The sequence below is a fragment of the Okeania sp. SIO2B9 genome, assembly GCF_010672505.1.
Taxonomy (GTDB): Bacteria; Cyanobacteriota; Cyanobacteriia; order Cyanobacteriales; family Microcoleaceae; genus Okeania; species Okeania hirsuta.
In genome coordinates this window covers 1-5,236 of the sequence record NZ_JAAHGK010000467.1, presented here as the reverse complement: position 1 = coordinate 5,236, position 5,236 = coordinate 1, and the positions used below count along the sequence as shown (strand labels likewise).

General features: G+C 35.7%; 3 protein-coding genes. 1 reads left to right on the top strand and 2 read right to left on the bottom strand.

Features of this window, described 5'->3' with window-relative positions; all coding sequences use genetic code 11:
* Positions 1-779: 779 nt before the first annotated feature.
* The gene (locus F6K13_RS17020; RefSeq protein ID WP_124142979.1) at positions 780-2,714 is read left to right on the top strand and encodes a transglycosylase domain-containing protein; all 1,935 of its coding nucleotides are present in this window, start codon (positions 780-782) and stop codon (positions 2,712-2,714) included.
* Positions 2,715-4,011: 1,297 nt separating this feature from the next.
* Here the strand turns inward: F6K13_RS17020 and F6K13_RS17015 are convergent.
* On the bottom strand, positions 4,012-4,335 hold the full coding sequence (locus F6K13_RS17015) for a DUF1825 family protein (protein WP_124142980.1): 324 nt from the start codon (positions 4,333-4,335) through the stop codon (positions 4,012-4,014).
* 612 nt (positions 4,336-4,947) lie between these two features.
* A partial coding sequence (dtd, locus tag F6K13_RS17010) for a D-aminoacyl-tRNA deacylase (protein WP_287287874.1) occupies positions 4,948-5,236 on the bottom strand: 289 nt, incomplete at its 5' end.

The window sequence follows — 5,236 nt, the reverse complement described above, 5'->3', positions numbered from 1 at the left end:
CTGAAGGACTGGAAAAATGGATGGGATACTGAAAAGTTGTCACTCTGCACCTACGAACCAACCAATTTTCCAGTCCTTCAGTCCTTACTTGTTCCTTCTTCAAATATTTAATATACTTTGTAAGCTGAATAAATTAAGAAACCCTCGACTATCGCTGCTAGCTGACCAAGTAATTCACTTAAGAGATTATCAGCTATGAGCAGTAGAATTGCAGAATATAAATCAATTAACCTCTCAAAATATATCTAAACACCTAAACAATTTCTAAGTAGAACATGGTAAATTTTGGGCGCTATGTATCTATCAAATTGTAAATTAGCTCAAAAGTTTATATTCATTGCTTTTAGGGGTTTTTTGATTGAAAAATGCAACGTCTTTTTTCTAGTTTGCTCTACTTAGCTCTGCTCTAAAAATTGAAATTTAGTTTTGTAAGCTGAATAAATATAAGAGACGACCGTCTCTCACTGCTAACTAAGCAAATAATTCCGTCGAGAGGTTACCAGCTATTAACAGTAAAATCCCTTAATATAATCGGTTAATCTCTCAAAATATATTATCTAATACTAAATACGGTTATGAAAAGGTGCTTGTCTTATGCTCAAATCCTAATGTATAGCAAAGAGTTCAATTTTTTGGAACATCCTTTACTAAAGTGGATTTGGTACAACACCGAACAGCAAAATTTCCTAATATAATCAGTTAATCTCTCAAAATATATCTAACACCTAAACAATTACTAGCTGTAAAATTTGAAATTTCGTCAAGGAAGTTAAATCAAAGTGTCCACCAATGCCCTCCCACATAAGCAAACTACAAAATCTCGGTCTGAAATTTCACCAGTCTTTGGATTTGTTCAATCTGTCAGTAAGGTAACAGCAGGTACTGTACTAGGCATTACCATGCTGACTAGCTCATTAGTAGCTGGTGGACTGGTAGGTTTAGCAATCAGCTTTCGTAATCTTCCAGACGTTCGGGTACTAAAAAATTACACACCTTCAGAAACAACTCACATATATGATGTTAAAGGTAGACCATTGGCCAGTCTCCACGATGAGGCCAACCGAGAAGTCATACCCCTAAACCAAATTTCTCCAGACTTAAAACGAGCAGTTCTAGCGATCGAGGATAGTAACTTCTATAATCACTACGGAATCTATCCTATCGGAATTATGCGTGCTTTTGTCGCCAACTTAGAACGGGGTAGAACTGTTGAAGGTGGTTCTACTGTTACTATGCAGTTAGTGAAAAATTTGTTTCTCTCCCCGACAGCCAAACTAAGTAGGAAAGTGGCTGAAGCAGTTTTGGCAATTAGGATGGAACAAATTCTTGATAAAAACGAAATTTTAGAATTATACCTCAATCAAATTTACTGGGGTCATAATCTCTATGGAGTCGAGACTGCAGCAAAAAGCTATTTTAATAAATCCTCCAAGGATTTAACTTTGGCTGAAGCTGCCTTGATGGCAGGTATGATTCCTGCCCCAGAAGAGTATAGTCCATTTATCAATTACCAAAAGTCTAAGCAACGCCAGGCCACTGTTTTAGCAAGACTGCGTGAACTGAATTGGATTACTGCTGAAGAGGAAGCTGAGGCTCTCAAGCAGCCATTATTAGTGGGTAAAGTTACCTCTTTTCGTCAGAGTGAACTTCCTTATATTACTAATGCAGTTGTTCAGGAGTTAACTGAGAGGTTTGGTAAAGATGCTGTTCTTAAGGGAGGAATGCGGATACAAACGACCATTGATATGAATTTCCAACGGATGGCTGAAAGAACTGTGACTGAATGGCATGAAATCTTATATTACCGTCGGGTTTATCGGAGTTGGGACAAAGGTCAAATGGCATTAGTGGCAGTTGATCCACGCACCCACTTTGTGCGAGCAATGGTTGGTGGGGCAGATTTTAAGAGTAGTCAATATAATCGTGCTGTTCAAGCTCGCAGGCAACCGGGTTCTGCTTTTAAGCCTTTTGTTTATTACACTGCTTTTGCTTCGGGTAGATATTCCCCATATTCGGTTGTGTCTGATACTCGAGTTAGTTATCCAGATGGTAATGGTTATTACACTCCTAGAAATTATGGCGGTGGATATTCTGGGTCTGTTAGTATTCGTAAGGCTTTGGAGTCTTCTTTGAATATACCAGCGGTGAAAATTGGTCAATATGTTGGACTTAATAAGGTAATTGAGGTTTGTCGCATTTTAGGGATTAAGAGTCCGATGGAACCTGTTATTTCTTTACCACTTGGTTCGGTTGATTTGACACCTCTGGAAATGGCGGGTGCTTATGCGACTTTTGCCAATAATGGTTGGCATTCTGACACTACTTTTATTGTACAGGTAACAGATACCAGTGGGAATGTCTTGTTGGATAATACTCCTAAACCTAAGTTGGTTTTAAATCAGTGGGCTGTAGCGTCACTTAATAGTGTATTGGTGGGAGTAATTGAACGAGGTACTGCTACTAGAGCTAAGATTGGCCGTCAGGCCGCTGGAAAAACTGGTACGACTTCTTCTGAACGAGATGTTTGGTTTGTAGGTTATACACCTCAGTTGGCAACGGCTGTTTGGGTGGGCAATGATGATTATCGGCCTCTAAATTATGGTGCTACTGGTGGTACTACTGTTGCACCGATCTGGCGTAATTTTATGAACCAAGCCTTGAGAGGCCAGCGTCGCGAATATTTTCCACCAGCATATAAATTTGAGAGGCCATAAATTAGTGTCTAATAAAATTAAGAAGGAAGAGCGAATTTGAAAGTTGGAAACCCCTTAAATTGATTTATTGGGCATTGCTGAATTAAGGTATGAAAGTAGGTTTATAGGGAATAGGGAACACCGGATCTGGGAAAAGTTAATATTAACAAGTAGTTCAAACCATCCAAAATAAAAAATCCCAAATACAAAATTATCAAATCATACCCAGAATCAGCAACGCCATTTATTGTTTATGGGGATTCATCAATTGACATCCTCCCGACGTTGCCCTTGGGCGACAATGTATGATTCCTAACCATCACTGATTAGGGGTTTCTGTTTCCTCTTGCCTCCTCCGGAGGAGCTGCGCTAACATAGCACCTGCCTCCGAGGTCGATCTTCTTTTTGGTCTTAAGGTAGTTCCACAGTAGGTCGCCAACCCGACGGCTTCCCTAGACACTAATAGCCCAGAAGGCTTAACTTAACTATCATAGCACACAATCTTTGAAAACCTCAATATTGATTGGTTTTTCCATCCCTCCGCTCCCCTTCGGAATAACGCAGATTTTCAAGTAACGTTGAGATAAATAAACAAAAGAACACTATAAGTTTGTATCTCTAAGATAGGTTCTATTTTGAATTTTCCTGATTTGAGTCAAGGCTTAAATAGCATTTTTTTTGTTGCTATAGCAGAAGGAAGAAGCAAGAAAGAAAAATCTTGCGTTCTTTGAATTTTAAGCTTTTGATATGTAAAATACAGTAATGGAGAATGCTATAAATAAAAAGAAATTAAAAACCAAGTAGTACAACAATAAATTCTAAATTATTCTTGTTTTCTAGTATAGTGCGAAGTTCTTGGAATAACTATTACTAGCTAAGGCTTTCAGTGGCCTAAAGGTTAAAAACTATTTATTCAGAGTTGTAGGTACTGTAAGCCTTTCCCAGTAATACTTTCAGTCTGGAAAGTAAATCGTTTTTTTGCATAACTTTGTACTCTCCAGTTGTTTTGATATTTTTGATAATTTGAAAAAAATGTATCTACATAAATAGCTAAAAATAACAAAATGCAAGATAATTGTTTTTATTAATTTCTAGAATCAACAGTTTGGGTTAAAGAAAATAACTTTGTTAATGGGTAAGATTGGTAAGTATAATTATAGATTGAAAGTGAGTTAATGATGGGTTCAAATCATACCGTCATTTGGAAAAGCAAAAAAAACTGTTTATTTCTATAATTTCTATAACTTCAAAAAATTTCCCAAAAAACTGTTTGAAATAATGTGGTTAATATATTAAATCGTTATTTATCTTGATTCAATTAGGACTGTTTTTCTAATTCAGACTTCATTCTTTCTAAAGTTGTGTGCATTTGATCGAACATTTGTTGAGGACTAATGCCAAATTGATTTAACTGAGTTTTAAGTTGTTCCATAGTCATTTGAGCCATGAAATCTTCTGATAATTCAAAACGCTTCATAAAAATGCGGTAGCGCTCCATAATAGATTCCATCTTTTCAATATAAATTTTTTTACCTTCTCGATCAAATTTACCATAATCACTTCCTACTTTAATTAAGGATTGATAATCCTCAAATAATTGTTTAGCTTCCTGTTGAACTACTTCTGAATCAAAAAATCCCATAACTTTCCTTATTTAAAATCTGAAATTATATTAACTAAATTTTTAAGTTTAGAACTACCCTAATTTAACAATTGTGATATTAACATGACACCTGTTTGTTAGGTAAATCCATTACTTATACTACTATAACATTAATTTTGTCTCGACCATTGAAAAAAAATGGTGTGGAAATACCCCTATCTTGGTTCGTCAACCCGAAATTTTATTTATCGCATTTATATAGAGTTTACATTTAAGTTGTCAAAATCCTTTTGAGAAAAAGTAAATAGGCAACAGAGAATTAGGTATAAAGATATTTTTTGTGGTGGAAAAAATAGCTTAATTCATAGATGTTTTATTAAATATTGTGATAATTAGGGTTTGCTTATGGAAGTTTTTTGGTATGAAGTAGGAGTCAACCCACCCCCAGACCATCCCAGGAGGGGAAGTCAGGAGGAATGGGAAATTTAGAGGAGTTAGTCGGATATTTTATCCCTTGATTTTTCTGCAATTATTCTACCTTTTATCCTAACTTTTTGGTCGCTCAAGCTTAAAAAGTTGCACTTTTTTTCGTTCTAAAAAGGCACTTACCTTTATCTGTAAATACTTTTAGATTTAATCAGCAAACCCTAATTAATTATTAATTATTGAAGTAGCTTCTCTTTCTAACAATAGAGTTACCGGACCATCATTATCAATTTCAACTTCCATCATTGCTCCAAATATACCAGTTTCTACCTTTAAGCAACTCAATTTTAATCGATCTACAAATAGCTGGTAAAGTTGTTTAGCAACTTCAGGAGATGCTGCATTATCAAAAGATGGACGACGACCTTTGCGACAGTCTCCATAAAGAGTAAATTGACTAATGATTAACAATTCAACATTTATATCTTTTACTGATTTTTCCCAACGGTTATTA

Excerpts from the sequence above, each read along its gene's own strand:
- F6K13_RS17015 (WP_124142980.1), bottom strand. The coding sequence starts at position 4,335 with ATGGGATTTTTTGATTCAGAAGTAGTTCAACAGGAAGCTAAACAATTA.